At 58.5% G+C, this 24205-nt stretch carries 21 protein-coding genes; 12 read left to right on the forward strand and 9 right to left on the reverse strand.

Features of this window, described 5'->3' with window-relative positions; genetic code table 11:
- The first annotated feature begins 20 nt into the window (after positions 1 to 20).
- Positions 21 to 1010 (forward strand): hypothetical protein, encoded by a 990-nt coding sequence (locus tag DWY03_RS00935; protein WP_117839711.1) that lies wholly within the window; start codon positions 21 to 23, stop codon positions 1008 to 1010.
- A 12-nt stretch (positions 1011 to 1022) separates the two neighbouring features.
- Here the strand turns inward: DWY03_RS00935 and DWY03_RS00940 are convergent, their stop codons facing one another.
- The gene (locus DWY03_RS00940; protein ID WP_117839712.1) at positions 1023 to 2204 is read right to left on the reverse strand and encodes a cation diffusion facilitator family transporter; all 1182 of its coding nucleotides are present in this window, start codon (positions 2202 to 2204) and stop codon (positions 1023 to 1025) included.
- Positions 2205 to 2422: 218 nt separating this feature from the next.
- On the opposite strand from DWY03_RS00940, the gene DWY03_RS00945 reads away from it, so the two are divergent.
- The 3 genes from DWY03_RS00945 to DWY03_RS10325 all read left to right on the forward strand — a co-directional run bounded on the left by DWY03_RS00945 (position 2423) and on the right by DWY03_RS10325 (position 4345).
- Positions 2423 to 3760 carry a hypothetical protein gene (locus DWY03_RS00945; protein ID WP_117839713.1) on the forward strand — a complete coding sequence of 446 codons (1338 nt, stop codon included), beginning with the start codon at positions 2423 to 2425 and terminating at the stop codon, positions 3758 to 3760.
- Positions 3761 to 3876: 116 nt separating this feature from the next.
- Entirely contained in the window at positions 3877 to 4248 is a 372-nt protein-coding gene (locus tag DWY03_RS00950) for a DUF1499 domain-containing protein (protein ID WP_055250926.1), read from the forward strand.
- Positions 4175 to 4345, forward strand: a complete 171-nt coding sequence (locus tag DWY03_RS10325) for an SHOCT domain-containing protein (protein WP_117764911.1) — start codon at positions 4175 to 4177, stop codon at positions 4343 to 4345. Before DWY03_RS00950 ends, DWY03_RS10325 begins: the two co-directional genes overlap by 74 nt.
- Positions 4346 to 4859: 514 nt before the next feature.
- Here DWY03_RS10325 and DWY03_RS00960 read toward each other — a convergent pair.
- From DWY03_RS00960 to DWY03_RS00970, 3 genes are all read right to left on the reverse strand, one after another.
- The gene (locus DWY03_RS00960) at positions 4860 to 5081 is read right to left on the reverse strand and encodes a hypothetical protein (RefSeq protein WP_117839714.1); all 222 of its coding nucleotides are present in this window, start codon (positions 5079 to 5081) and stop codon (positions 4860 to 4862) included.
- Positions 5082 to 5113: 32 nt separating this feature from the next.
- A complete protein-coding gene (locus tag DWY03_RS00965; RefSeq protein ID WP_117839715.1) occupies positions 5114 to 5902 on the reverse strand; it encodes an ADP-ribosylglycohydrolase family protein in 789 nt (262 codons plus the stop codon).
- A 64-nt stretch (positions 5903 to 5966) separates the two neighbouring features.
- Positions 5967 to 7016: a YhcG family protein gene (locus DWY03_RS00970; protein ID WP_117839716.1), complete on the reverse strand. Its 1050-nt coding sequence runs from the start codon at positions 7014 to 7016 to the stop codon at positions 5967 to 5969.
- Positions 7017 to 7184: 168 nt separating this feature from the next.
- Between DWY03_RS00970 and DWY03_RS00975 the strand changes: the two genes are divergently transcribed.
- Positions 7185 to 7454, forward strand: coding sequence for a hypothetical protein (locus DWY03_RS00975; protein WP_117839717.1), 270 nt, complete (start codon positions 7185 to 7187; stop codon positions 7452 to 7454).
- A 93-nt stretch (positions 7455 to 7547) separates the two neighbouring features.
- Here the strand turns inward: DWY03_RS00975 and DWY03_RS00980 are convergent, their stop codons facing one another.
- The 3 genes from DWY03_RS00980 to DWY03_RS00990 all read right to left on the reverse strand — a co-directional run bounded on the left by DWY03_RS00980 (position 7548) and on the right by DWY03_RS00990 (position 11775).
- Positions 7548 to 10046, reverse strand: coding sequence for a phosphatidylinositol-specific phospholipase C (locus DWY03_RS00980; protein ID WP_117839718.1), 2499 nt, complete (start codon positions 10044 to 10046; stop codon positions 7548 to 7550).
- A 304-nt stretch (positions 10047 to 10350) separates the two neighbouring features.
- Entirely contained in the window at positions 10351 to 10944 is a 594-nt protein-coding gene (locus tag DWY03_RS00985) for a hypothetical protein (RefSeq protein ID WP_117839719.1), read from the reverse strand.
- Positions 10945 to 11175: 231 nt separating this feature from the next.
- Complete coding sequence (locus tag DWY03_RS00990; RefSeq protein ID WP_117839720.1) at positions 11176 to 11775, reverse strand: hypothetical protein; 600 nt, start codon at positions 11773 to 11775, stop codon at positions 11176 to 11178.
- Between the two features lie 375 nt (positions 11776 to 12150).
- Here DWY03_RS00990 and DWY03_RS00995 point away from each other — a divergent pair, with 375 nt between their 5' ends.
- The 7 genes from DWY03_RS00995 to DWY03_RS01045 all read left to right on the forward strand — a co-directional run bounded on the left by DWY03_RS00995 (position 12151) and on the right by DWY03_RS01045 (position 22959).
- A complete protein-coding gene (locus DWY03_RS00995; protein WP_117839721.1) occupies positions 12151 to 12783 on the forward strand; it encodes a cyclodeaminase/cyclohydrolase family protein in 633 nt (210 codons plus the stop codon).
- Between the two features lie 2 nt (positions 12784 to 12785).
- The gene (locus DWY03_RS01000; protein WP_117839722.1) at positions 12786 to 13640 is read left to right on the forward strand and encodes a bifunctional 5,10-methylenetetrahydrofolate dehydrogenase/5,10-methenyltetrahydrofolate cyclohydrolase; all 855 of its coding nucleotides are present in this window, start codon (positions 12786 to 12788) and stop codon (positions 13638 to 13640) included.
- 366 nt (positions 13641 to 14006) lie between these two features.
- Positions 14007 to 15530 (forward strand): C69 family dipeptidase, encoded by a 1524-nt coding sequence (locus tag DWY03_RS01005; RefSeq protein WP_117839723.1) that lies wholly within the window; start codon positions 14007 to 14009, stop codon positions 15528 to 15530.
- Positions 15531 to 15629: 99 nt separating this feature from the next.
- Positions 15630 to 16046, forward strand: coding sequence for a hypothetical protein (locus DWY03_RS01010; protein WP_117583986.1), 417 nt, complete (start codon positions 15630 to 15632; stop codon positions 16044 to 16046).
- A gap of 8 nt (positions 16047 to 16054) precedes the next feature.
- A complete protein-coding gene (locus tag DWY03_RS01015) occupies positions 16055 to 17818 on the forward strand; it encodes an AarF/ABC1/UbiB kinase family protein (protein ID WP_117639742.1) in 1764 nt (587 codons plus the stop codon).
- Positions 17819 to 18249: 431 nt separating this feature from the next.
- Positions 18250 to 22041 (forward strand): DUF4430 domain-containing protein, encoded by a 3792-nt coding sequence (locus DWY03_RS10020; protein ID WP_156058416.1) that lies wholly within the window; start codon positions 18250 to 18252, stop codon positions 22039 to 22041.
- A gap of 9 nt (positions 22042 to 22050) precedes the next feature.
- Positions 22051 to 22959, forward strand: a complete 909-nt coding sequence (locus DWY03_RS01045; RefSeq protein WP_231500726.1) for a DUF4430 domain-containing protein — start codon at positions 22051 to 22053, stop codon at positions 22957 to 22959.
- 159 nt (positions 22960 to 23118) lie between these two features.
- Here DWY03_RS01045 and DWY03_RS01050 read toward each other — a convergent pair whose 3' ends face one another.
- Together DWY03_RS01050 and DWY03_RS01055 are read right to left on the reverse strand one after the other, a co-directional pair.
- Entirely contained in the window at positions 23119 to 23526 is a 408-nt protein-coding gene (locus DWY03_RS01050) for a GtrA family protein (protein WP_055250894.1), read from the reverse strand.
- Positions 23527 to 23744: 218 nt separating this feature from the next.
- Positions 23745 to 24140, reverse strand: coding sequence for a GtrA family protein (locus DWY03_RS01055; RefSeq protein WP_055250892.1), 396 nt, complete (start codon positions 24138 to 24140; stop codon positions 23745 to 23747).
- Positions 24141 to 24205: the final 65 nt, after the last annotated feature.

Consider the following 24205-nt stretch of genomic DNA (forward strand, 5'->3'; position numbering starts at 1 on the left):
CGACGGAAAGGAATCGTTGCATGGACCAGGATAAGACGACCGTAATGGGTGGCTACGGTTCCGCGCAGGCTGGCGATAGCGCCGATGCGACCCGCGTTGTTCCCAACCCCGGTTATACCGACCCCGCCGCGACGCAGCCTTCTGCCGAGCCCACCCGGGTTATGGGCTATGGCGACTCGGCGCAGGATTCTTACGCTGCATCTTCGCAAGGCCCCTATGGCAACGCAGCTCCGGATCCGTTTGATTACGCGCCGCAGGATTCTTATGCTGCCTCGACGCCGAATCCCTATGATGACCTGCCGCAAAATCCCATTCCGCAGCCTCAGCAGACGACGTATATGCCTCGCACGGCACGGTCTCGCTACGAGTCGCGCGAGCCGTATCGCGAGTACCCCAAGTCGATTCCGCAATATGGCGAGGACGAGGAGAAGAAGCCGTCGCGTTCGTCGAGCGTGATCAAGAAGATCCTCATCGTGCTGGCGATCTTCTTTGCGCTGTCGGTTGTGTTTGCCATCGTGTCGGGCATGCTCAACAAGCGGGGGAGTTCAACGGCCGATACCACTGCCGAGCAAACCGAGTCCGCCTCGTCTGGCACCGTCGATCTGAGCGATATCCCGGGGCAGTACTGGTCCAACGCCAAGAAGATCCTCAAGTCGCGCGGCGCCGATCTTTCGAATGCCGTGGTCCTGACTGATGATGGCTCAACGCCCGTCGTCGATGCCAACTGGGTTGTTACTTCTGCCTACTATAACGACAACGGTAACCTTGAAATTCAACTCACGCATAAGAACAGCTCGGGCAACTCGTCCGACGGCCAAAGCGGCACCGACAGCTCGAGCTCCAACATGCTGGAGGACCTGAGCAACAAGGCGCAGGAATTGGGAGACAAGGCGCAAGAGCTGGGCGATACGACACAAAACCTGGGCGATACCGCGCAGAACTTGGGAGACATGGCGACAGATGCCTGGAACGCCCTACAAAACGGCATCTCGGGCGCGCAGGGAAACTAGCTGTTAAACAGGCTACAGCTGTTCTGCTGGACGGTCGGGCGAGCTAAAGCCCGAATCAAACGTGACGACGCATGAGACGTCGGGCCGGCGCTCGTGCACGATGCGCGTGACGAGCTCCAGCAGCTCCTCGTCGGATATGTCAAAGCCGTCGGGACGCACAAGGTCAAACGAAACGAACCCGTCGTGCTCGTGCAGGTCGTGGATGGAGAGCGCGGGATCGATTTGCATGACGCCGCGCTTGACCCAGCCGCGCAAGTCATCGCCGGTTGTCGCGATGGGGTCGCAGTGCAGCGTGATACCAATGCCCATCTGGCGCTTGATGTCGTGCTCGATGGTGTCCAGAATCTCGTGGTGCTCAAACGCGTCGCCCTCGCCGGGCATCTCCACGTGGGCGCTGGCAAACTGACGACCGGGGCCGTAGTCGTGCACCATGAGGTCGTGTGTGCCCAAGACCTGCGGATAGGACATGATCTTGTCGCGGATTGCCTGGACGAGCTTGGGGTCGGGCGCTTGCCCCAGCAACGGGCTGATGGCGTCGCGCACCAGGCCCATGCCGCTGATGCAAATGAAGATGCCCACGCCCAGGCCCGCCCAGCCGTCGAGGTCAAAGCCGGTCGTCTGCGAAATAAGCGCCGCCACCAAGACCGAGCCCGAGGTAATGACGTCGTTTTTGGAGTCCTGCGCTGTGGCGATGAGCGTCTCCGAGTCGATGCGGTCGCCCAGTGCGCGGTTGAACGCGGCCATCCAGAATTTGACGAGCATGGACAGAACAAGGGCGGCCATGGAGAGCGCCGAATACACGGTGGGCGAGGGCTTGATGATTTTTGTGACCGACTCGAGGATCAGATTGATGCCGACGGCGCAAACCAGGACGGCGACGAACAGGCCGGCTAGGTACTCGTAGCGGCCGTGGCCATAGGGGTGGCCTTCGTCTGCTGGGCGGCTGGCAAGGCGGAACCCGAGCAGGCTCACGATGTTGCTCGAGGCATCAGAGAGGTTGTTGAAGGCATCGGCGATAAGCGAGACGGAGCCGGCGAGCAGGCCCGCGACGCCCTTGGCCAGGCACAGGGTGATGTTGAGGCCAATGCAGACGAGGCTTGCGGAAAAGCCCGCGTTGGTGCGGCAAGATGCATCGACCGGCTCGCTCTCGCTGCCGGGAACAAGCGTATGTACCAGCCGATTTACAAATAGCATAGCGGTCGTCCTCACAATCATGTTTAAGGGGATAGTGTAGCTCGCGCGGGGGCGCCGTGCACCGATGCTCAGAAAATGCAGCAATAGTCTGCCGGTGCTAACGAGCGGGCCTTCTCGTCTGCCTGGGTGGTCCATTTTGGGCCACATGGGTATGGGCATGTGCCTGCTTGCTCGACATACTTAATGTCGACAGCCCCTGTGCAAAGGAGGACGTTTCCATGGACGAGATGTTTGCCATTAAATGTCAAAACTGCGGCGGCCCTATGTACTCGCACCAGGCTAAGCGCAGCTTTGAGTGCGCCTATTGCGGTGCGGTCATTCCGTGGAAGGCGGATGCCGGGGAGCCCAAGAGCGCCCTGGGTATCCGTCATACGCCGCTGACGGTGGTTGACGGGCTGCTCAAGCTCACGCACGTCTCGCAGCTCGAGCGCCCAGAGGACCCGGACTGGTATTTCTTCAATTCGTACTGGCGCAATCAGTCGGTCCTGGAGCATCTGCTGTGGGAAGATCGCGGAACGGCGCAGGAGTTCCAAGAGGCGACGCACGTGAGCATTCCCTGCCCCTTCTGCGGCGCGTCCTTTGAGGGGTCATCGACCCAACGTGTGTTTGAGTGCCCGTCGTGCGGCAACAAGATTGGCGTGGCCGACCTTCTCAAGCCTGGCACCTTTAGCAAGCGCCTGACCATGGGCGTGGGTGCCGAATACGTTCCCGAACAGGGTGTCCCCTGTGAGATATCGTCGCAGCAGGCACGTGCCAACGCGCTGCAGCTGGTGCGTCAGTACCCGGAGGCCTTTGCCGGGCACGACGTGGAAGACGCGATCCAAAACGACATGATGCTCTTCTATTTCCCCATGGCGCTGGCGGACCTGCGCATGATGGCGTCCTTCCCGGGCAAGGGCATGAGCAAGGAGACCCTGGTGTACTACGAGGTGCTCGACTGGGCATACCCCCGGGCCAACTACCTGGACGTTCGCCTTATGGGCATTTTGGAGCCGTGGGACTTTGGCAAGGTGGGGCCGTTTGACCCGGCCATGCAGGAAGGCGACTTCCGTGTCGTTTCCGTCGATGCGTCCACCAAGGACCAGGTGGTTATTGATAAGCTGGCGCTCGATGTTGCAGGCAACGATGCCGAGGCGGTGCTGGGGCTCAATAAAAATGGCATCCGCACATGGGCGCGCAAGGCCCGCAAGCACAAGGATGGTCTGGTGATGGTGCCGGTCTACTTTGTCGATCGCCCGGCGACGGACAGCCGCGACGGCGAGCAGGTGCGCATCGCCGTGAACGGCCAGACGGGTCGCGCGGCCGCGGTGGTGTTTAGCGACAAACGCGAGACGCACGTCGTGGCGCCGCTCAATCCGAGCCTGCATCTGTCCGGTGAGAGCACCGTGCATGCCACGCCCATCGAGGTCAAATACGTTAAGTCGCCGTTTCTGTACCAGATCGTGCGCCGTGGAGGCGGCGAGCAACCGCGTCAGGTGGCAGCGGCGACGGAGGGTTCTTACCGAGAGGAGAAGCCCAAACGCAAGGGATTGCTCGCTGCGATTTTTGGTAAGTAGGGGAGTGGTGCCGGGGCGTCGGGCTGCATCGCAAGGTCATGAGACGAATTTAAGACTGCTGGGAACGTGCTACCATTGCCGATAGCCTTAATCTTGTAAGAAGCGGAGGCCAGATTATGGGTTTTGCGGATCAGCAGCTTCAGCTTCAGGTACCGTATTCTCCTGACGACACGTTTAATGCCTTGAAGGCAGCTATGGAAAAGCTGCCTAAAGTAAAAGTTGATAGTGCATCGCCCACAACAAGAACAGTTGCAGCCGAGATTGGTATGAGCCTTTGGTCTTGGGGCGAAAATATCAGTATTTCGGTTGTTCCAGTTGAAGGCGGATCTGGCGTTACTGTCAAGTCGTCATCTAAGGTCAGGGCAAACGTATTAAACGGGGGCAAAAATGCAAAGAATATTGCCAAGATAGTCGATGCCCTATCGAAGGAGCTCGAGCGGTATCCGCAGGTTTCACAGACTATTGAGACGCTGGCGGATAGTGGTTGATGTAGTTGCAAGGCTTGAGAGGCTTGCAGCACTGCGTGAGAGTGGAGTACTTACCGAGGAAGAGTTTGCTGCAGAAAAGGCAAAAATCCTTTCGTAATCAGACATGATGGTTGGATTTGCATTCTATTATTGAACTTGTTTATACCAGGCTGAAAACATCGTGTGTAATAAAGGTGCGTAGTAGCCTCGTCTTGATTGGCAGATGTAAATAAACGGTGGAACGGCTGTAAAAGAGCCTTGCCGCTGGGTAAAATCAGGATGTGCCGCGGAACCCGCTCCTCAGCTACTCAAACTTCGGAGACGCGGGCAACGCAGGTATTATCGTCAAAAGGGTCGGTTGCAGCCGGCCCTTTGCATGACTCCCTTCGCTATCCGTTACTGCTTATATGCCCGCCAGATCGAGTAGAGGTTCCGGGCAATGCCGGTCACATACATCGAAAGGCGCAGGATTTCAAGAAACAAGTTCATAGGCTTCACCCCAATCGGAGATCGGAGCGTTGCCCGCAGGCGGATTCCGCGGCAGTCAAGATTTTACCTCACAGGCCGCGGTGGGAGACATCCTGCCCACCCCCTGGTTTGGAGCAGTGTCGATCTAACGGGCAATCAAGCCTTTAGCTCTCTTTGAATTGAGCAAGCATCTGCCCGAAGAAGCTTAGTTCGGATGGCTCATAAATGAGCGAACCGCCGTCCGCGGTCCTGTAGGCCCCGCAGGGGAGGTAACGCCCGTCGGGGAGGACGTAAAGGTTTTCTTCCTCCCTCAGTCCCGTTGGGAGTATCGGGGTCTCGTTTTCGTCCATTTGGAACTCATCGATATTCGCGATCTTCCTATCCATGATGCCTCCTACCTTATTTCTTGAATGGCGCCCTAAAACAAGCAGTTCTCAATCAGCTCTTTTCCGCGTAGGGCGTCGACCCACTCCTGCGGAATTGCATCGATGCCGTAGGCCGTGCCGGCGAGCGCACCTGCGACAGCTGCGGTGGTGTCGGTGTCGTCGCCCAGGTTGACGGCGGCAAGTGCGCACTCTTCGTAGCTGTTAGTGTTGACGAAGCACCAGGTGGCTGCCTTAAGCGTGTCACGCACGAAGCCGCCGGACCTGATTCCCTGCTCCGGTATGCTTGTCAGCTGGAGCGCCCACGAGGGAAGTGTGCCATTCAGCACGCCTCTCATCAGCTCGACAAATATAACGCATGCGTCGGTCGACGTTCTGTGGGCGTGCGTAATGGCGGAGACCTCGCAGATCTCCTCGTCTGTTGCATCGGTGAACGCCAGGGGAGCGATGCGCATGAGCGATCCGTTGCCATTGTCGCGCTCGCCGGAGCCTCCCTTACCGGAGTGAAGTGCGCGGGCGGTTGTATCACCGTAGTCGAAAACGCCGTCGATCGTATACTTGCCACGGGCAATCCAGCTTACGAACTTGCTGCGCATGTCTGCGGTGTCGATATGCCCGAGCTCCCTAATCGAGTCGCAGGCAGCAAGCGTCATGGACGTGTCATCGCTCCAGGTGCCGGCGGGCTGCCCATGCGCGCCGTAGCCGATCATGTCGGTGCATTCGAACGTGCCGCGAGGCATAAACTCGTAGGGAACGCCCAGCGCGTCGCCGACGGCAAGTCCATAGATGCAGTCGCGCAATGTTGTTTTCGGTCCGTCTGTCAAGGAGCGCTCCTCTTATGTCGGGGGATATGAAACACCGTGGGGGGGTATCGGTCGCAACGTGCCGCTACCCTTGCGTTTCGCCATTAGTCGCTTCGTTGATGGCGCGGTACTCGGCACTCAGCTCGCGCGCCAGCTCTTCCTTGCTTGGAAGATACGGCAGGTATTTGGCGGCAAACACTTGGTCGTTGTATTCGGGCAGCGTGTACTCGACAATCGAATCGCTTTTGTCCGCGCAGAGCACGATGCCTATGGGCGGATTGTCGCCTTCGTTCATGAGCTCGCGTGTGTAGTAGTTCACATACATTTGCATCTGGCCCAGGTCCTGATGCGTAAGGTCATCGGTCTTAAGGTCGATGAGCACGAAGCAGCGCATCAGATAGTTGTAAAACACAAGGTCAATATAGAAATGGCGCCCATCAAAGGTGATGCGCTTTTGGCGCGCCTCGAAAGCGAAGCCACGGCCAAGCTCCAGCAGGAACTTCTGAAGATGCGTTATGAGTGCCTGCTCTAGATCGCTCTCGCGAAACGCAGCATCGTCCGTGAAACCTAAAAACTCCAGTACGTATGGGTCGCGGATGATATCCTCGGGGCGACGAGCCGGGGCGCTCTTTTGGATTTCCTTGGTGACGGCCTCCTTGTCCTTGCTGGCAAGTAGGCGCTCTCGGAACATGGTGTTGATCTGGCGTTCGAGCTGACGCGTGCTCCAGCGAGAATCGGCGCATTCGTTCATGTACCATGTTCGAGTTTCGGGGTCAGGAATACGTATTAACCTGCGGTAATGTGTCCAGCTCAATTCGGGACGCAGTGAGTCCCGAATTGGAAATGCAAGATGGAACTGACGCATTTTACGCATCTCTCTTGCTTCAAAACCTTTACCAAAAACCTTGGTAAGTCTGATTGCGAGGGCCTTGAGCAGCGCCTCTCCATACTTGGCGCGCTCCTCTCCGCCCTGCTCATCAACAATGCTCTTGCCGATATCCCAATACGCCTCAACCATCGCAAAGTTAACGGCGGTATAGGCCTTGTCGCGAGCGGCGTTGAGAATCGAGGAAACCTGCTTGTAAAAAACTTCTGGCACGATTGCCGATTCTCCACGGTTTACCAGTTCGCCCATCACTGTCGCCCCACTTTCCTCTTGTGGAATGCATCTTTATCGCATTTAGTTTAAAGCCTCGCGCGGACACGAATTGCTGTGCTGTCTGGCACCTTCGCATGGGAGCCTTGCGGTGACTAAAATGTGGCCATAGAGGCAGTTTTAGCGAACCCCGCGGGAGTGACACGCATGGATAACAACACTTTGCTGTTCCAGGACAAAGGTTCGGGTAGGTTTAAAGACGTTAAGGTCTACCCCAACCGTATTGAGGTGCTCAAGAAGGGCGCTTTTGGTGGCAAGCACACCGAAATTGTCTATCTTAAGGACATTACGGGCGTCAATAGAATCAAAGGCCGCGATGTTTTTCTGCGTAACAGGCTGTTGACTGCTTGCGTCTTTAGCCTGAGCAGCCGTGCGAAGGCCCAGGAGTTTGTTAACGCGCTGAACATGGTGATGTAGCCTATGGCGACGTTTGGGCCAAGGTGAAAATCGGGGCGCAGAACGGTATTCTGCGCCCCGATTGAGTTGATGCGCCCAAAAAAACTGGCTTGCCTATTCGTTAACGTCCTCGGTATTGTCGCGGTCACTGGCAAGCATTGCCGCGCCGGCGACCGTTGTCGCCACGGCGGCAGCGGCGAGCCCGGCGGCAATGCCGGAGCCGTCGCCCGTGTCGGCGAGTTTTCCGCCCGAGCTCTTGCCCTGGTCGCTCTTGTTGCCGCCGCCGTTCTTGTCGGTGCCGCCTGCGTTGGAACCCGTGCCGCTGCCGGTGCCGCCTGCACTGCTCGAGGCCGCTACGGTAAAGCTTGCTGCTCCATCGCTGGCGAGCGTGTAGTTCTGTGCTGCGTCGCCCAAAAGGCCTTTCGCGCGCACCCAGTACGTCCCTGCGGCAAATGTTTCGCCCTCGGCCATTGCCGTGCCCGGAGCGCCGTTCGCGTCGTGCACAAACTCGAGCTGGGCCGTGCAGGCATCGGTTTCGAGCTTGCCGTCGAGCAGCGCCGTGATCTTGGCGCGCACGTCCTCGCCGGCCTTAAGGCCTTCAAGCCCCTCAAAATGGGGCGTCAGCGCGCGTCGATCGATATCGATGGGCACAGAGCCCTGCAGCCCCGTAACGGTCTCGTTGCCCAGGGCGTCGACATCCACATATTTGATGTCAAACGCATCGCCCGAAGCTGTCGCGTTGAGCGCTTTGCTGCTGTCGGCAAGGCGGAAATGACCCTCGCCAACGGTCTTGCCATCCTGGAGCGAGGCATCGCTCAGCGAGTCGCCGTACGTCATGCGCATGCGGGTCGGGAGATAGTACGGGAGATAGTACGAAGCCGTCTGCTTGTGCTCCGTATCGTAATTGCGCTGATAGATGCTCCGGGCCAGCGCCGCATCAACAAAGTCGGATGCGATGATGCCAATGTGCTTGAGGTAATCTGACTTTGTATCCTCGATGCCGCTGGGATTGATGTACGGGCTCTTGTACAGATGCTCGTTGACGACTCGCGCCGCGGTAAAAGGATTGCTTCCTTGCTTGTGGTTCGTGCAGCTGGTGTAGTTGATAGACCAGCAGCGCTCCAGGACTTGCTCCTTGGCCCCGTTATCGTCCTCGACATCTACCTCGTTGCGGGTGAGCTTGGCCGTCTCCTGCAGGGCCATATCGACCCAGCTGATCTTGTCAGTTCCGGTGCATTCGTAATGGTCCTGGGCATATACCTTGGTGCAATAGGGCTTTTCGTCACTCGTTTTCCCCACGGCTTCAAAGCCCCGCTCGTCTCGAACGAGACACATAGAGGCGCTGTCGGTGTGCGCTGCGATTTTGTCGTCCCATTCGGTGAGGTCGAGGCCCCACGTGTGGCCGCTTACGCTGCTGCCGGCGAGCGTAAATCGACGCAGCAAGACGATTTTCCCGCGCACCTCGCCCAGCGTGGGGATGCGGCTCGATGTGTAGAACAGATTGGGGTTCTTGTCCATAACATTGGCAAAAGCCGTCGTGAGGCTTTCGTCGGTAGCCTCGTCGTTGCCCCGCGACACGAGTATGATGAGCGCTTCTTTCGGGTTTTCGCTCAAAAACGTATTGAAGTACCCGATGACATCGGAGAGATGCATAAAGTTCCCGTCTTTTTTGAGCAGGTAGCAATCTCCGTGGTCGATGCCGGGGTTCTCACCCTTTCCGAGTCGAATATCAAAGTAGCGAACGCCTTCGAGCAACTGCGTGGGGATGTAATCCTGCTGGCACTTTGCAAGCGAGGTTTGGGGCTCGGTGTCGTTGTCGACGCTGCAGCTGCCCGAATCATGCGTACCCGGGATGCTCAGCTCGTCGAGGAACTTGTTGTCGTCGACGTATTTCATCCAACATGGCCCATCGACGTAGCTGCTATACGTGGTCCAGTCGATGCTGCTAACTGTGGCATTGGTCTTGTCCATGCTGTAGCCGACAAGCTCGAGCTCCCACGGAATGCTCTTACTCTTATGGCAGATCTTATTGTTGTCCTGGTCTTTGCCGTCCTTTTCTATGGCCAGGTACTTAATGTCTTTTTTCTCGGTTTCTTTCTCGACCGTGCGGTCTCGGATGATATAGGTACCGTTTGATTGACGCTTGAACGCAAAAGAGCGACTGGCCTTGCCGTCATGCTCGCCACTCCATACGTGGATGACCTTTCCATCTTTGTCCGAGTCGCCATCGACCGACCAAATGCTGTAGCCCGTCTTCTTGTGCTCTTCGAAATTGAGCAGGGTGCGGATGGCATACCAGTTTGTATCGTCATTCTTGGTCGTTACGTTCTCAAGGATGAGCTTGCTGGACGTGCCGTCATTAAATAGGTGGCAGACGTTGCCGATGACGTTGCCGTCTTCGTTGACGCTCGCGGTGCGAAAATAGCCCGCGGGGCGAAGGCGAATGACGAACTTGTCGAGGGTGGCCGCCGGTGTGGGTGCGTCTTCTGCAAATGCCGCGCGCAGGGGAATGCCCAGCGCTGCGGTTTCGGGCAGGCTTGCAAGCGGCGACAACGCCGCAAGTCCTAGGCCCAGCGTAAATGCTCGGCGACTGATGGCGTGGTGTTCGGTCATAACTCCTCCATTCGCAGGGTGCGGTTATGCGCTCGTTTTGGTCACTATACTGCCTAGTTGTTTAAAGGTGTCGGCTTAAATTGTCTGCGCGGCGTTATAAATCGGTGGGCGGACGTGCTGGGGTGCTTGTTCATGTTGTGCTGCCGCCGGGCTTGGGGGATCTGGGTACCCAGCATCCTTGCGTTCGTCGGCTACCGGCATAAGAAAGGGAGGGTCGGTGGCCGGCCCTCCCTTGGTACGAAGCGCTGGGTTACTGTCGCTTGCTTGCGCTGCGCTCGTGTTTCCCATTGCGCTCGCCAGTCGCTTAGCGCTTGATCTCGATATCGTCGAGCTTAACATCCATGGCCTCGGTCTTGGCCTTGGCGATATCATCGGCAAACTCCAGAGACTTCATCATGGTCTCGACGGCATCCTTGTGCTCCTCGACGTTATCGATGCGCACGTAAACGCTGCCGCCGTCAACGTCGGTAAAGTACTCGGTCGTTACGCCGCCCGAGTGCGTAAAGTAAGCACTGCGCCAGGTCTTGCCGTTGTATTTAACGGGGTCGCTCTCGGTCCATCCGGAGTTGGCCTTCCACTTTGCCTCGTAGTCGAACAGCTCGTCGGCGTTCTTGTCGGGGTCGAAGACGGGAATGAAGCGGTCGCTCGCATGCTCGCTCTCGGTGAACTTAAACTGGGCCCTGTCGGCCGTGTCACCGGCAACGTCGGTGATCTCGACGCCCTCGGGGACCTCGACCTTAAACCAAATGAAGTCGGTCCTCATATCCACGGCTGGCTTTTCTGCTCCGCCGCCACCGCCACTGCCGGTAGCGCCGCCGCTGCCACCGCAGCCCACCAGGGCAACCGCGGCAAAGAGACTGATGCAGAGGGTGAGAATCGCTAAGGCCTTCTTTTTCATGGTCGTGTCCTCCTCGATCTGTAACCGCCCATGGATTACCTGCCTTTACTGTACGCGTGGACGGCTCGCTAGGGTGGGCCATGTGTCCCATTCTGAGGGCCGGATTTGCGCCGTTAAGTGGCAATATGCGCGGGCGCAAAAGAGGGGAGGGCCGATGTTGTCGGCCCTCCCCGGGGTTGGGTGCCCGTTGTTTTAATGGGGCGCGCGTACGTGGGCGTGTGCGGGGTCCCGTTACTTGATCTCGATGCTCGAAATCTCAACTTCGCGTGCCTCGGCAACTGCCTTCGCCATGTCATCGGGGAACTCGATGGAGTTGAGGAGCGTCTCGGCTTCTTTCTCGTGCTGATCGAAGTTCGCGATGAGAACGCAGACGCTTCCCGGTTCAACGTCGGTAAAGAGATAGGTATGGGTGCCGCGGTTGTCCTCGCACGTTCCGGTGAGCCATGTCCTGCCGTTGTACTCGACGGGGTCGCCAACTTTCCACTGGAACATGCTGTTCTTTCGACCCTCATCGGCAAGAGCTTCTTCTGCCGTCATCTTCTCTTCCCAAACGGGGATAAAGCGGTCGACTGTGGTGTTCTCGTTCTCGGGGAAGGTGAGCTGGACCCTGTCGGCGTTCTTGCCGGCGGAGTCGCTCACGCCAACGCTCTCGGGCATCTCGACCTTAAACCAGATAAAGTCAGTCTTTTCGGCGACGGGGGCCTTTTCCTTGCCTTCGCTCTTTGAGGTGCTGCTGCCTCCGCCCGATGCGATCCCGCCGCAGCCCACAAGGGCGAGCGCGGCAAAGAGGGCGATGCAAAGGGAAAGGATCGATAGGGTCTTTTTCTTCATGGTGGCGTCCTCCTTGTCTGTTAGGGGCATCGTGTGCAGCGGTTCGCCAATCGGCGGTTGCGCTTGCACATGATGGCTTTATTTGCTGTGTGGTGATTCCTCCGTTCTGTGTCCGGCGCCGTGGCGAGCGTTGCCCCAGCATGGGGCTCCTTATCTATATGTATGCCCCAGTTGCCGCCGTCCGAGAGTCCCGAAACGTGGGCCATGTGTCCCATGTTTGCGTCGCTGCCGCCTATCGTGTGTCATAGAAATCCGCGATGGCCAGGTGCGCTGACGCTCATGTGCTTATGGGCTAGACTTAGCACCATTACGTGTTCGATGTGGTTGGTTGGCGGTTGCCGCCCGACCGTGTATATGACTTGAAGGTGCGTGCGCATGAGCCAAGAGATGATGGATAAAACCTGTCGAGAGTTTGCCGAGGCGCTTGCCGCACGCGAGCCGGTGCCCGGCGGCGGCAGTGCGAGCGCCTTTGTGGGCGCGCTGGGCGCCTCGCTTTGCGGAATGGTCGCTCGTTATGGGGCAACCAATCCCGCGCTTGCGGATCGCGCGGACGATCTGACGCGCGCATTTGCCAAGGCAGACGAGTTGGCGCAGGAACTTGTGGGTCTGGTTGCCGAGGATGTTCGTGCATACGGCCAGGTGTCCGCGGCATACGGTATTTCCCGTGATGATCCGGCTCGGCCCGCGGCGATTCAGGATGCGTTGCGCGTGGCGGCCATGCCTCCGTATCGGATTATGGATGCCTGCGGACGCGCGCTGGCGCTGCTCGAGGACATGGCCGATAAGGGCTCGCGCCAGCTGCTGTCCGACGTGGCATGCGGTGCGGTGTTCTGCCGCGCCGCCATGCAGGGCGCGAGCTTGACGCTCTTTGCCAATACCACGTCTATGAAAGACCGGGCGCGCGCCGAGGAGCTCGAGGCGGCGTGTGATGGGCTGCTGGATACGTGGCTGCCGCGCGCCGATGCGCTGGCGCGCCGTGCCGCCGACGCCGCAAGGAAGAGGGGATAGCCATGGCCGTGCTGCTTAAAGGCGCTCCCGTTGCCCGCGCTTTGACTGAGGATCTCGCTGCTCGCTGCGCGGCTTTGCGCGAGCGCGGCGTTGTGCCGACGCTTGCTATCGTGCGTGTGGGCGAGCGCGAGGACGACCTGTCTTACGAACGTGGCGCCCTCAAGCGCTGTGAGAAGGTTGGCATCGAGGCGCGTCGTGTGTTGTTGCCGGCTGATGTTTCGCAGGATGAGTTGCTGGCGGCTATCGAGGGCATCAACGCCGACCCCGCTGTCCACGGCTGCTTGCTGTTTCGCCCGCTGCCCGCCGGCCTTGACGAGGATGCGGTTGCCGCGGCGCTCGATCCTGCCAAGGACGTTGACTCCATGACGCCGGCGTCGCTGCTTACCACGCTTTCGGGTCGCGGGGAGGGCTTTGCCCCTTGCACGGCCGAGGCCGTGTTGGCGTTGCTGGACCATTACGGTGTTGAACTGGATGGGGCCAAGGTTGCCGTCGTCGGTCGGTCGCTGGTGATTGGTCGTCCCGTTGCCGCCATGCTTACGGCTCGCAATGCCACGGTGACAATGTGCCATACGCATACGCGCGACTTGGCTGCCGAGTGCCGCGCGGCTGATATTGTGGTTGCGGCCGTTGGACGCGCGCGTACGATTGGCGCGGATGCGGTTCGCGAGGGCCAGACGATCATCGATGTTGGCATTAATTGGGACGAGGCCGCTGGCAAGCTGGTCGGCGATGTCGATTTTGATGCTGTGGAGCCGATCGTTGGCGCAATTACTCCCGTGCCGGGTGGCGTGGGCGCTGTAACGACGGCGGTTCTCGCCAAACACGTGATTGAAGCGGCGGAGTGCGCATCGAAATAGGCGTTTTAGGCTGTATAGAGGGTCAGTTATATACCCACTGTGTAAAAAACGCCAAATATGAGTACTGTTGCAAAGATAGTCACATATGTTTTATGACATTTGGGCTTCCTAGTGATATCCATTATCGTTAGGAAGCTCATTTTATTGAACCTATGGGGAATAACGTTGTCTTGCTTTTGGACAAATAGGGATTTTCGGCACTCATTGCAAGGAAATTTGCTGCTACTAAATTGGTGACAGTACTCATATTTGGCATTTTTTGCACACAGAGGTCCCGAGGGGGTTCCGAGGGGCCGCGGTTTCGCCCTTTTTGCGCCGAAGCGATACACTGTTGCCGTTTGATTTCTTCGCTCAAGGAGGATGCGCATGCCGTGCACAACGATTTTGGTTGGTAAGAACGCGAGCTACGACGGGTCGACGCTGGTTGCCCGCAACGAGGATTCGTCCAACGGGGTGTTTGAGCCCAAGCGCATGCGTGTTGTGCACCCCGACGAGCAGCCGCGTGTCTACACGAGTGTCTTGAGCCACCTGACCGTTGAACTGCCCGACAATCCCATGCGTTACACAAGCGTCCCCGACGTCATCCCCGGTCACGGCATTTGGGCCGAGGCCGGCTTCAACGAGCTCAACGTTGGCATGTCCGCAACCGAGACGCTCACCACCAATGAGCGCGTCCGCGGCGCCGATCCGCTCGTGGACTATGTGCCCGCCAAGGGCAACGAGGGCGAGGACGGCTATGTTCCGGCGCAGCCCGGCGGTCTGGGCGAGGAAGACATGGTGACCCTGGTACTGCCGTACGCCAAGTCCGCCCGTGACGGCGTACGCATCCTTGGTGACCTGCTCGAGCGCTATGGCACCTACGAGAACAACGGCATTGCTTTTAGCGATGTGGACGAGATCTGGTGGCTCGAGACCATCGGCGGCCACCACTGGATCGCCAAGCGCGTGCCCGATGACGCCTATGTGACCATGCCCAACCAGCTGGGTATCGACAGCTTTGACCTGGACGATGCTGAGGGCGCGCAGGCCGACCACATGTGCTCCGCCGACCTGCGCTCCTGGATGGCCGAGTGGCATCTGGACCTGACGCTGGGTGTTAAGGGCGACGGTCCCGCCGCGGTCTTCAACCCGCGCGAGGCCTTTGGCTCGCACAGTGACAGCGACCATGTCTACAACACGCCGCGCGCCTGGTACATGCAGCGCTGTCTCAACCCCAGCGATGTGTGGGACGGTCCCGACGCCGACTACACGCCCGAGAGCGACGACATCCCCTGGAGCCGCGTGCCCGAGCGCAAGGTGACCCTCGAGGACATTAAGTACGTGCTTTCGAGCCACTACCAGGGCACGGAGTACGATTGCTACGGCAGCAAGGGCACGCCTGCCACGCGCAGCGCCTATCGTCCCATCGGCATCAACCGCAACAGCCAACTCGCCGTGCTGCAGCTGCGCCCCTATGCGCAGCCGGCGTATCGCGCCGTGCAGTGGATGGCCTTTGGCTCCAACTCGTTTAACGCGCTCGTGCCGCTGTACGCCAATGTCGAGACCATGCCCGAGTACTATGCCGGCACGCAGGCTCGCGTGACGTCCGAGAATTTCTATTGGGCAAATCGCCTGATTGGTGCCTTGGCCGATGTTCGCTTTCATGAGTGCGGTCGCGCGGTCGAGGATTATCAGGAGAAGGTCGGCGGCATGGGCCACAAGCAGATTCACGACGTTGACGCTATCGTAGCCGCGCTGCCCAAGGCCGAGGTGCCTGCCGAGCTCGCCCGCGCCAACGAGGAGTTTGCCGAGCGCGTGCGCGTGGAGACCGATGCTCTTTTGGGCAAGGTGCTCTACACCACGAGCTGTGCCATGAAGAACTCCTTCGCGATGAACGACAACGTGAGGTAGGGATTTCCCGGCGATCGAATAGCGCTAAAACGCTTTGTCGCTTTCACTCGATCTTGGGTACAAGAACGCCAATGCAGTTGTTTATGATTGGAGACAACCATGGTTATGAAACTCGATCAGCTTGTTAACGGCGCCATCAACGTTGGCTTTGGCGCTGCCGCCGTTGCCGTCGAAGGCGGCAAAAAGGTCCTCGACGACCTTAATACCAAGGGCGAACAGGTTCGCAAGGACACCGCCACCCCCGATATCGCCCGCAGTGTGTCCGACATGTTTGAGCAGGCCGGTGGCACCATCTCCGATCTGACCGAGCGCTTGGGCATGCAGGGCGAGACCGCGGCCCAGCGCGTGCTCGACGAGCTCATCCTGGCCCGCGTCCGCGTCATGACCGCCCCCGAGCGCACGGCCTTCCTGGCCCATGTGCGCGACATCGTCGATTCGGTCGAGGACAACGTGACCTCGGTGCCCGTCGAGTCCGTTGAGCCCGACGATGCGAAGGATACCGAAGAGGCCGAGTAGCAGCGCAGATGGCAGATTCCACCACCGATTACAACAATCTAGATCCCTTGGGTGACGAGGCGGCGGTTGTCGATGAGGTCGACGCCGCCGTCTCGGGCGCTCGCAAGAAGCCGCGCGCTGTCGATATGGTCCCCGAGGAGCCCGACGCGATGGCGCCGGACGAGGAATACCAGCTCACGCCGGCGGGTCGTCGCGAACGCATCGGGCAGATTGTTCGCCTGGTCAAAAAGTACCGCGTGTGGGATAACCTCACGCCGGTTCGTTTGCGCCGCCTGCTCGAGGAACTCGGCCCCATGTTCGTCAAGATGGGGCAGATTCTGGCCAACCGGTCCGAGATTCTGCCGCAGCGGTTTTGCGACGAGCTGCGTCGTCTGCGCTCCGACGTGGAGCCGGTGCCGTACGAGGTCGTACTCAGTTGTCTGGAAGAAGAATACGGCCTGCGCCTGGGGGAGATGTTCGATGCGATCGACCCCAATCCGCTTGGTAGCGCATCGCTCGCGCAGGTGCACCGCGCTCGTCTGGTGACGGGCGAGGACGTGGCCGTCAAGGTGCAGCGCCCCGGTGCGCAGCAGGTTATGGCACAGGACATCGATATCATCCGCTCGGTGGTGCGTATCGTTTCCAAGTTCGTCAACACCGATCAATTCGTTGACCTGCACGGCGTAGTCGAGGAGTTGTGGACCTCGTTTCGCGAGGAGACCAACTTTTTGGCCGAGGCCAAAAACCTCAACGACTTCTACGAGTTCCATAAGAGTGTTCATGGCGTGACGTGCCCTAAATCCTATCTGGACCTGTGCACCGAGCACGTGGTGGTTATGGACTACGTCGACGGCATTTCGATCGCCGATCCTGAACGCTTGGTGGCCGAGGGCTATGACTTGGAAAAGATCGGTGCCGCAATCGTCGAGGACTACTCGACGCAGGTGCTCGATGACGGCTTTTTCCATGCCGACCCGCATGCGGGAAACATTATTCTCAAGGACGGCATCGTTTACTTTATCGACTTGGGCATGGTCGGACGCATGTCGAGTCACGATCGCGGTATCGTCAAGGACATGATTTTCGCCGTGGCCGAGGGTGACGTGCCCAAGCTCAAGGATTCGCTCATGCGCTTCGCCGTGACGCGTGGCGATTCGGCAGAGCTCGATCATTCGGCCTTTTTGTCCGATTTGGACTTTATCGTCGCAGACTTTGCGGGCCTCGACCTGAAGGATCTGGATATCGGCGAGTTTTTGACCTCGCTGTTAAACCTGGCGCGCAAAAATGACGTTGAGCTGCCGAGCGTGGTGACGATGTTCGCGCGCGGCATGGTGACGCTCGAGGGTTTGCTGACCGAGTACATGCCCAACGTCAACATGATCCAGATCATCCAAACGCACATTAAAAACGAGAAAAGCACCTATGCGCGCGTGCGCGACATGGGGCGCGATCTTGCCGCGAGCAGCTATCGCGCGGCGAAGGGCTCGCTCGAGGCGGCCGAGTATCTTGGCCTGGCTTCGCGCATGCTCACGCGCGGCCAGCTTAAGGTGAACACGCAGATCATGAGCAGCGATAAGGCGCTGCGACAGCTGGGCGGAATTATCGACCGTATGTCGATGGCAATTGTGATTGCTGGCCTGTTTATCGGTTCGTCGGTGGTGTACTACGCGCGCATCGAGCCGGTTGTGTTTGGTATTCCGGTCATTGGCTTTATGGGCTACGTCAGCGCACTGGTGCTGGCGCTTATGCTGGGCCGCAATATCTGGCTCAACAGTCACGGCGGCAAGCACTAGAGGCCGCGACCGTCACCGCATTTTCCTATCGCAAACAATAGCTTTTACCTTGGGCTTCGCCTGCGTGCGAGGCCCTTTTGCGTGATACCATTTTGACGGTAATAATCGATGGCCTAGATGGTGGTGCGGAGACGCATGAATGCGCGGTTTACCTGCGCGTTTGGGAGAATTGGGGTGCAAGTCCCCGGCTGTACCAGTAACCGTAATTCCTCTTGGCTCGGGATGTTCGCGTCGCAGATCGGACGACGTGCCCGAGTCGTTAAGGTTAAGTCGGATCGCCTCCCATCTTGCATGCGGCTGCGGCGTATGCCGCCGGTGTGCATAGGGCTCTGGAGGGAAGGGGGACCCCGATGGGGGAACTCGAGCGCAACATGCGCGATGACGTGGGGCAGCCTCAAGGCAACGCTCCAAGTACAGACAGTAGGAGACAAATGGATATGTTTGTGGACGAGCGCCAGCGCGTCTCGCATCGCCGTGGCGCGATTGCGCGCGGTGTAGCTAAGCGCGGCCTGGTGGCATTCCTGGCCTTCGCGATGGCCTTTGGCACCACGCCGGCTCAGCTGTGGGCCGAGGGCGCCGAGGGCATTGCCGAGGCTGTGGCTCAGGCTGCGACGCCGGACGAGGGTGCAGCGCCTGCGGATGGTGCTGCCGACCAGGGTAAGGCCGAGGTTTCGGATTCCGAGGGCGCGCCTGCAGCTAGTGCCGCCACTACAGAGGCGGCAACTGGCGACGAAGGCTCGGCGACGGGGGAGAGCCCTGCCACGAGCGTGCAGTCTTCGATGGCATCCGCTGGCCAAGCAGGATCTGCCGCCGCGACTGCCGTCCAGACAGAGAACCCGACAGAAACCGGCGATGTCGCCAAGAAGCAAGTCGAGGTCTCGTTCTCGATTGTCGGCACCGATGCCGACGGCAAGGCTCAGACCTGGGTGGCACCTACGCAACTCAAGCTCGACGAGGGCGCGACGGCTGCGGACGCCTTCGTTAAGCTGCAGCAGAAGACGGGCTTCAAGGCGGACTACGATGCAAACACGGCATACGGGTTCTACCTCAAGAGCATTACGTCCCCGACGGATAGCCGCACGCTTGCCTACGACGCGACAACTGGTGCCTTCTGGCAGCTCTTTGTTGATGGCGCGTCTTCCTCGGTTGGCGCGAGCAGCGTCAAGCTCACCCAGGGGCAGAAGATTGAGTTTGCCTATACGGCTGGTAGCTCGTCCCCTGTCGTTAAGGACCAGCTTGCTGCGAATGTGACCGTCATTGGTCGCGATGCCCAGGGCAAGACTCAGACTTGGGTCGATAACGCGCAGTATGTGGTGACGTCCGGCTCGAGCGCACTTGACCTTACGAAGGTCGCGCTCGAGGCGAATGACATCGACGCCGTTGCTGCGGGCTCCTTCATTCTGAGCCTTAAGTACAACGGCGTTGAGCTGGGTACGCCGCTCGATTATTCGACCCATTGGCAGCTGTTCATTAACGGCAAGTCGAGCGACTACACGGCAGACAATGTCACCATTCATGCTGGCGATACCGTTACGTGGTTCTACGGTGGCTGGGGCGACCAGTTGCCGTCCGATTCCGTCCATGCTTCCGTTCAGGTCCTCGGTAAGGACAAGAACGGCAAGCAGCAGGTTTGGGCTTCGACGGGCCAGACGAGTCTCAAGGCGGGTTCTACTGCCAAGGATCTCCTTGAGCAGACCGGCCTTACTCTCGATGCTGGCGAATCGTCTTGGGGCTGGTTCCTCAACGGCATTACTTCGCCGTTCGATGGTAAGTCCTATGGCTGGGATGCTGCGACCAATAGCTATTGGCGCTTCTACGTAAATGGCAAGTTCGCCGACGTTGGCGCCGGTGCCTACAAGCTCCAGGAGGGTGACGCCGTCACCTTTATGTATGGTGCTGGCGCCGATGCCCTCCCCGGTCAGGTTCTTGGGTCCGTCGATGTTATCGGTCCCGATGTCAACGGCAACAATACTCGCTGGGGCTCGGCAAGCAATGTTTCTCTGCCCGAAGGCTCTACGGCCCAGGACCTTATTGAGACGGTTCTGAAGGCGAAAAGCGTTGATTACAAAGCCTCCCAGAGCGGTGCATACTGGTTCCTGAATTCCATTACTTCGCCGTTCGATCACAAGCCGTATGTCTGGGATGCTGCGACCAATAAATATTGGCATCTGTATATCAATGGAGAGCCCTCCTTACTCTGCGCCAATCAGATTACGCTCAAGAGCGACGATAAGGTTACGCTTGCCTATACCACCGACGATTCGCCCATGCCCGATCCTGACAAGATTGTCGTGGACCCGAGTGCGACGACTCCTGATTGGGATGCCGAGTGGGCCGGCTACGGTAACAGTGGCAACGGTTCGACCGTAACGGATGCCAAGACGCCTGCGCAGGCCGCTGGTCTTAAGTGGGCCTTCGATTGGAAGGCCGAGTCTGGCCAGCAGTATGCCAACTGCAGCGAGCCTGTCATTGCTAACGGTTTTGTGTACATCGCGACCGAGAACGAGCTCATTAAGATCGATTCGTCCACGGGTAAAAAGGTTGCCTCTGCGCCGCTTGCCTCCAAGGTGAGCTATACCTCTCGTCCGATCTATGCCAATGGCCTTATCATCGTTCCGCTCAACGGCGGTGCGGTCCAGGCGATTACTGCGGACAAGCTGATCTGCAAGTGGCTGACGCCTGGTTTGACGGACTTGACGCAGAGCTCCTGCACCGTGGTTTCGGATGGCGAGTACATCTATGTTGGTACGGTCGATATTTCGTATGACGAGAACTACAACGCGACCTACGGCAACGGCTCCCTGAAGCGTATCAAGATTGCCACGGGCGAAGTCTCTTGGCAGAACATTGACCCTTCCGAGGGCTATTATTGGACTGGTGCTGCGCTGACGGATAAGTACACCATTGTTCCTACGAGCGCGGGCACGCTTAAGTGCATTGATAAGACGACGGGCGATGTCGTTTCGACCATGAAGCTCGGCGCTGTCGCAAATGCCGATTGCATTGCCGATCCGTCCAATGGTTCGACCTTCTATCAGATGACGCACGACGGAATGCTCCATGTGATTTCGCTTTCGGCAAAGGGCGTGCTGAGTGAACAGAAGACGGTTGATCTGGGCCTTACGAATAATCTGAGCGCCCCTGCGGTGTCTGGTGACAATCTGATTGTCGGCGGACAGACGGCTAAGGGCTCTGCTCTGGTTCTCTATAACCTGAAGACGGGTAAGACCACGATGGTCGCTGCTGCCGACGGCAAGGCGCTGCCGGCTGGCCTCAACGGTATTGCTGCTACTCCGCTGGTGAGTGTTCAGGGCGGCAAGACCTACGTGTACTTCACCGTGAACAGCGCGGATAGCAAGGATTACGTCAACTACTCTGCTGGTGGTGGCGTGTATCGCTATACGCTCGGCGACGCAGAGGCGACGCAGATTTATGATGCGGCCGGCCATTACCAATACTGTGACTCTCCGGTCATTGCCGATGCTTCTGGCAACCTCTACTACATCAATGATTCGGGCATGCTGTTCAAGCTCGGGGCTGTTGAGTCTTGGACGGTTGCCTTTAATTCCAACGGCGGGTCTGCTTGCGACACTAAGTTTGTGGCTACGGCCGACGGCAAGCTGGTCAAGCCGGCCGATCCGACGCGCGATGGCTACACTTTCGGCGGTTGGTTCACCGATGAGGCTTGCACGCAGGCGTATGACTTCAGTACGCCGGTGACGGCCGATCTGACGCTGTATGCCAAGTGGACCAAGAATGCCGTTAACCCTGGCGGCAATGGCGGTTCTGGCACTAATGGTGGCAACGGTGGCGCTGGCAACGGTTCCGGCGCTGGCGCTGGCACTGGCACTGGCACTGGCACGGGTTCCGGCTCCGGCACGAAGGGCCAGCAGGCCGGCGGCGCTATCGCCCCGGGTCAGAAGCCGGTGACCAAGACGACGGTGTCGACCAAGACCGAGACCAAGGACAACAAGTCCGACAAGAAGGACTCCGATAAGTCCGATAAGAAGGACGAGAAGAAGTCTGACAAGAAGGACAGCAAGTCCGACAAGAAGTCCGATTCCAAGTCCGATACGGGTGCTGCTTCCACGACCACTGCTAAGAAGTCCTCTAGTGCTTCCGAGCAGGAGACTGGCACCAACCCGCTCGCCATCGTTGGCATCGCCGCCGGCGTCATCGGTCTCGCCATCGTCGGCGTGTTCGTGTTCACCAAACGTCGGTAGGTGAGGGCTGTGTCCAATAAATCCAAGGACGCTGACCCCAAGCAACCAGATTCCTCGTTTATCCAGCTTGACGATGCAAAGCAAAAGGGCGCCGCTTCGGCGGCGTCCGCCCCTCGCCGCAAGGCGCTCCTCGGCGTTCTGACTGCCGCGTGCACCATTCTGATCGTCGTCTCGCTGGGTTTCGTCCATCCTTCCGCAAGCGGTGCCTGGTCTATCGACTGGATCATTCAGGCCGTGACGGGGGAGAGCGTCGTCACCAAGGACACCAAGGCGTCTGGCTCGTCTGCCGCTTCGGGCGAGGCCAGTTCCAAGGATTCCAAGTCATCGAATGACGCAAAAGATGAGTCCAAGCATTCTGATGAGTCCAAGTCCAAGGACGATTCCGAGTCTTCAAACAAGGAATCGGACAAGAACTCGGATAACAAGAAGTCCGAGGACCAGGACGGCAAGAAGTCTGGCGATAAATCCGCTGCCCAAAATACGGGAGCCGGTGATACTTCCAATGCGTCTGGCGGTGCTTCTTCGGGCGGTGGCCAGTCGTCTGATGGAGTTTCATCCTCTAATGGTGGAAACGCCTCCTCGGGCGGCCAGAGCGGCTCGCAGGAGTCCAGCTACGTAACAGTGACGGTTTCGGTCACATCGAGCGCTGTGGGCAATCCTGTGTCTTCTGGTGGCACCTTTACCTTTAACGAAGGCGCTACCGTCTACGATGCCCTGTGCGCGCTGGGCCTTTCTGTCAACGCACATGGCTCGTCGTACGGCACGTATGTCTCCGCGATTGGTGGTTTGGCCGAGAAACAGTACGGCGGTACGAGCGGCTGGATGTACTCCGTCAACGGCACAACGCCCATGACGGCCTGCAGCAACTACGTTCTCTCCAACGGCGACAACGTGGTCTGGTATTACGTTACAGGCTAGAGGCCTCGACATAGCGCGCCAGACGGGCGGTTCGGACAAACATCCGGGCCGCCCGTTTTTCATGCGAATGGGATTGGGTCGCCGGGTCTCTCGGCAAACAAAAAACCGGTTGGAACGGGAATTCCAACCGGTTATACATTCAAGCAAATAATGAATCGACTACGACCGTGCGCCCTCGAGGAAGAAGCGGCGGCTGAAGTAGTTGTACCAGGTGACGAGGAACGTGGCGATGGCCTTCATGGCCTGGTAGCCGATGCTCAAAAACGTGACGCCCACAAACATGTATAGGTCGTTGAGGCCCAGGCCGATCACCGACAGGATGGTGAAGATCGTGAACTCGCGCTTGCGGCTCATGCCCTCGCGGTGGTCGAACACGTACTTCATGCTGAGCCAGTAGTTGACCACGACGGACGTGGTAAACGAGACCGTGGTGCTCATCAAAAAGTCGAGGTGAAACAGCTCGACAAGCGCAATGAGCATACCCCAGTCGATGCCAAAGGAGATAAGACCCACGACAGCGAACTTGAGGAACTGCTTGGTATGAGGTTGTGCCAGTGCCTTGCGCACGTAATCACATCCAATGCGTTGATGAATCGAGCAGAGGATACTTTAGAGCTTTTGCAAGGGAAGCGTAAGGTCTTTGCCAAGAACTATACGAACTCGCCAAATTTTCAAGAGCTAATCCGCAAACGTTGAAAATTTGCCCGTAAACGAGCAAAGCCCACGAACAACACAGCGCTTGACGCGCGTCATCCGTGGGCATTGTAAAGCTGTAAGGTTGCGAGTTACTTGGTCTCATCGCCTTCCAGGAAGATCTTTCGGGTCACAAAGTTGTAGACCATGACAAGCGCGGTGGCGCAGATCTTGGCGATATTGGCCTCGAGTCCCAGGCCGGCGTTGAGTGTCAACACGATACCGTCGTTGAGTGCCAGGCCGATCACGGACAGCACGACAAAGATAATGAACTCGCGGCGGCGGCTCATGCCTTCCTTGTGCGCAAACACGTACTTCATGCTGGCGACGTAATTAAAGATGAGTGAGATGATAAAGCCGCTGGTGTTGGCGATTAGGATGTTAAGGCCCAGACCGTAGTGGAGCAGATTCATGATGCCAAAGTCGATGACCGTGGCGACGATGCCGACGACGCCAAACTTCATGATCTGCGCAAGGAGCTTCTGCATGGTACCTGCCTTAGGGTGGCGCCGGGACGCCGTGGGGATGATAAACTCAGCAAGTTTAGCCAATC

This window comes from Collinsella sp. AF23-2, assembly GCF_003459245.1.
Lineage (GTDB): Bacteria > Actinomycetota > Coriobacteriia > Coriobacteriales > Coriobacteriaceae > Collinsella.